3 protein-coding genes are annotated in these 3,721 nt (G+C 41.6%); all 3 read left to right on the forward strand.

The features are described from left to right. The first annotated feature begins 101 nt into the window (after positions 1-101). Positions 102-1,109 (forward strand): 6-phosphofructokinase, encoded by a 1,008-nt coding sequence (gene pfkA, locus SORDD24_RS07375; RefSeq protein WP_061409134.1) that lies wholly within the window; start codon positions 102-104, stop codon positions 1,107-1,109. A gap of 66 nt (positions 1,110-1,175) precedes the next feature. Next, on the forward strand, positions 1,176-2,681 hold the full coding sequence (gene pyk / locus SORDD24_RS07380) for a pyruvate kinase (RefSeq protein WP_061409137.1): 1,506 nt from the start codon (positions 1,176-1,178) through the stop codon (positions 2,679-2,681). A gap of 172 nt (positions 2,682-2,853) precedes the next feature. Further along, positions 2,854-3,721, forward strand: an 868-nt coding sequence (locus SORDD24_RS07385) for a UDP-N-acetylglucosamine 1-carboxyvinyltransferase (protein WP_061409139.1), incomplete at its 3' end; no start/stop codon positions are given.

A 3,721-nucleotide genomic window follows, 5' to 3' on the forward strand; every position in this document is an offset into this window, starting at 1 on the left:
ATGAAAACGATTTATCGCTAAAAATACGGAAAATAGAAGAATTTTCCAATTAAATGTGGTATAATCAGTAGGAATGTTAAAAGAAAAAGGAGCATAACCAAATGAAACGTATTGCTGTTTTGACCAGTGGTGGAGACGCCCCTGGTATGAATGCTGCCATCCGTGCGGTAGTTCGTCAAGCAATCTCAGAAGGAATGGAAGTATTTGGTATCTATGATGGATACGCAGGTATGGTTGCCGGTGAAATCTATCCACTTGATGCTGCTTCAGTAGGAGACATCATTTCACGTGGTGGTACTTTCCTTCACTCTGCTCGTTACCCTGAGTTTGCACAACTTGAAGGCCAACTTAAAGGGATTGAGCAATTGAAAAAACACGGTATCGAAGGAGTCGTAGTTATCGGTGGAGACGGTTCTTATCACGGAGCTATGCGCTTGACTGAGCATGGATTCCCTGCTATAGGTCTTCCAGGAACAATTGATAATGATATCGTTGGTACGGACTTCACAATCGGATTTGATACAGCAGTTACTACTGCAATGGATGCGATTGATAAGATTCGTGATACATCATCAAGTCACCGTCGTACTTTCGTTGTTGAGGTAATGGGACGTAACGCTGGTGATATCGCTCTTTGGGCAGGTATCGCAACTGGTGCTGACGAAATCATCATCCCTGAAGAAGACTTCAAGATGGAAGATATCGTTGCAAGCATCAAAGCTGGTTATGAATGTGGTAAGAAACACAACATCATTGTTTTGGCTGAGGGAGTTATGTCTGCCGATGAGTTTGGTAAAAAACTCAAGGAAGCTGGAGACACTAGTGACCTTCGTGTAACTGAACTTGGACACATCCAACGTGGTGGATCACCAACCGCTCGTGACCGTGTATTAGCATCACGCATGGGTGCACACGCTGTTAAACTCCTTAAACAAGGAATCGGTGGTGTCGCTGTTGGTATCCGTAACGAGAAAATGGTTGAAAACCCAATTCTTGGAACAGCAGAAGAAGGAGCTTTGTTTAGCCTAACAGCTGATGGTAAGATTGTTGTTAACAACCCACACAAAGCTGATCTTGAACTCTCTGACTTGAACAAGAGCTTGTCCTAATCAACTTTTATTAATCTAGTAAAATGACCAAAAAGGTCGAATTATATAAAGGAGTCACAAAAAATCATGAACAAACGTGTAAAAATCGTTGCAACCTTGGGTCCTGCGGTAGAAATCCGTGGTGGTAAAAAATTCGGTGATGACGGATACTGGGGAGAAAAACTTGACGTTGAAGCTTCAGCAAAAAATATTGCGAAATTGATTGAAGCTGGAGCAAACACTTTCCGTTTCAACTTCTCACACGGTGACCACCAAGAACAAGGTGACCGTATGGCAACTGTTAAACTTGCTGAAAAACTTGCAGGTAAAAAAGTTGGTTTCCTTCTTGATACAAAAGGTCCTGAAATCCGTACTGAATTGTTCGAAGGCGATGCAAAAGAGTACTCTTATAAAACTGGTGAAAAAATCCGTGTTGCAACTAAGCAAGGTATCAAATCAACTCGCGATGTGATTGCTTTGAACGTTGCTGGCGCTCTTGACATCTATGATGACGTTGAAGTTGGTCGTCAAGTTTTGGTTGACGATGGTAAACTTGGTCTTCGTGTTATCGCTAAAGACGATGCAACTCGTGAATTTGAAGTAGAAGTTGAAAATGATGGCGTTGTTGCAAAACAAAAAGGTGTAAACATCCCTAACACTAAAATTCCTTTCCCAGCACTTGCTGAACGTGATAACGACGACATCCGCTTTGGTCTTGAGCAAGGTATCAACTTCATCGCGATCTCATTCGTACGTACTGCTAAAGACGTGAATGAAGTTCGTGCAATCTGTGAAGAAACTGGAAACGGACATGTTCAATTGTTCGCGAAAATCGAAAACCAACAAGGTATCGATAACTTGGATGAGATCATCGAAGCAGCTGATGGTATCATGATCGCTCGTGGTGACATGGGTATCGAAGTACCATTCGAAATGGTTCCAGTTTACCAAAAAATGATCATTACTAAAGTGAATGCGGCTGGTAAAGTTGTTATCACTGCAACAAACATGCTTGAAACAATGACTGAAAAACCACGTGCGACTCGTTCAGAAGTATCAGACGTATTCAACGCTGTTATCGACGGAACTGATGCAACAATGCTTTCAGGAGAGTCTGCAAACGGTAAATACCCACTTGAATCAGTAACAACAATGGCTACAATCGACAAGAACGCTCAAACTCTTCTTAATGAATATGGTCGTTTGAACTCAGATACATTCGAGCGTAACTCTAAGACAGAAGTTATGGCTTCAGCTGTTAAAGATGCTACTAACTCAATGAACATCAAATTGGTTGTTACCCTTACTAAGACTGGTCACACAGCACGTTTGATTTCTAAATACCGTCCAAATGCTGACATTTTGGCAATCACTTTCGATGAATTGACTGAACGTGGATTGATGTTGAACTGGGGTGTTATTCCAGTAACAACTGAACGTCCTTCAAATACTGACGATATGTTTGATCTTGCTGAAAAGATTGCAGTTGAACAAGGCTTGGTTGAATCTGGCGACGATATCGTTATCGTTGCTGGTGTGCCACTTGGAGAAGCTGCTCGTACAAACACAATGCGTATCCGTACAGTACGTTAATCTAACTTTTAAAGCCTATCATATCAAGCTCCAAAGCTTGTGTGATGGGTCTTTTTTTGTGAACAAAAATAAAAAAAGAGGCAGGAAATAATCAAGAGTAATGGGAAAAAATTGAAAATTATGGTATAATAGAATGAAAAGACCTTTTTAGTAAATTTTGAAAGAGTATAACATGAGAAAAATTGTCATCAATGGTGGACGTCCATTGCAAGGTGAGATCACCATTAGTGGTGCTAAAAATAGTGTCGTTGCGCTTATTCCAGCTATTATCTTATCAGATGATATTGTCACTTTAGATTGTGTTCCAGATATTTCAGACGTTGCTAGTCTTGTCGAAATCATGGAGATCATGGGGGCGACTGTTAAGCGTTATGATGATGTCTTGGAGATTGATCCAAGAGGTGTTCAAAACATTCCTATGCCTTATGGAAAGATTAATAGTTTGCGTGCTTCTTATTATTTTTACGGAAGTCTTTTAGGGCGCTTTGGTGAAGCTACGGTTGGACTTCCTGGTGGATGTGATCTGGGTCCTCGCCCGATTGACCTTCACTTAAAAGCCTTTGAAGCTATGGGGGCTAAGGTGAGCTATGAGGGAGATAATATGAATTTATCTGCCCAAGGCAAGGGTCTTCATGGAGCAAGTATTTACATGGACACCGTTAGCGTTGGTGCAACGATTAACACCATGATTGCCGCGGTCAAAGCAAAGGGACGTACTGTCATTGAAAATGCGGCCCGTGAACCAGAAATCATTGATGTGGCTACCCTTTTGAACAACATGGGGGCCCATATTCGTGGCGCCGGTACTGATATTATCATTATTGATGGTGTTGAGACGCTTCATGGGACTCGTCACCAAGTCATTCCAGACCGTATTGAAGCTGGAACTTATATTTCACTTGCTGCTGCGGTTGGTAAAGGAATTCGTATTAACAACGTTCTTTATGAGCATCTTGAAGGCTTTATCGCCAAACTAGAGGAAATGGGCGTTCGTATGACTGTCTCTGAGGATAGTATTTTCGTTGAAGAGCAGTCAGACT

Origin of the sequence: Streptococcus oralis, from assembly GCF_001579175.1 — a bacterium.
In the GTDB taxonomy this organism is placed as follows: domain Bacteria; phylum Bacillota; class Bacilli; order Lactobacillales; family Streptococcaceae; genus Streptococcus; species Streptococcus oralis_O.